The organism is uncultured Acetatifactor sp., from assembly GCF_948601915.1.
In the GTDB taxonomy this organism is placed as follows: domain Bacteria; phylum Bacillota; class Clostridia; order Lachnospirales; family Lachnospiraceae; genus Acetatifactor.
This window is the reverse complement of record NZ_CAPDXS010000144.1, coordinates 1-620: the sequence shown is the minus strand read 5'-3', so window position 1 is coordinate 620 and position 620 is coordinate 1. Positions and strand designations below refer to the sequence as shown.

Below are 620 nucleotides of genomic sequence, written 5' to 3'. Positions count from 1 at the left end.
TGGCGGAGCATTATGTTTGAGAAAGTACAGTCACCGTGAAGAAGCACAAACGTCTGTGGCGCATACTGCATCACCAGTCTTTCAACTTCCTCCTGATGATAAAAGATATTACGGCATACCTTTCCATTAACCATCACAGCGGAATCATTAGCAAATGGTACTAGATTCCTCACCTTTTTTAGACGATCATAAGTTTTATCGAGATATGCATCCCTGTAGCTTACTTCATCGTAAGGAGCTGACTCGAGACTATGGACATCTTTAAGGCAAGTAATAATTTTCTCCAGAGCATACTTTTTCTGCTCTTCTGAGAAATAGGTGTACTCATAGATATTCTTTCCGTCAATCAGCTCCATGGAAATCGGCTCATAAGAGTATATTGTAGGGATGGCATCAAAAGACAGTCCTTGAAGCTTCTTATACCAAGCCACTTCTGTGACAGCTAACTTTCGTCCTTGATTGTCAATCCCTTCCTTAATAACCTTATCGCCTTTGATAATTATCTTATTGAAAGGACGGCAACTCATTTTGGGCAAATTGTCCCACTCGCTGTAGAGACCATACTCTTTGGTTTTATGTAGTGGCTGTTCCTCAAATGTAAGACCTCTATCACGTAACCA

At 40.6% G+C, this 620-nt stretch carries 1 protein-coding gene; it reads right to left on the bottom strand.

Features of this window, described 5'->3' with window-relative positions; translation table 11 throughout:
• On the bottom strand, positions 1–620 hold a 620-nt coding region (locus Q2B33_RS24320; RefSeq protein ID WP_330691404.1), incomplete at both ends, for a phosphotransferase.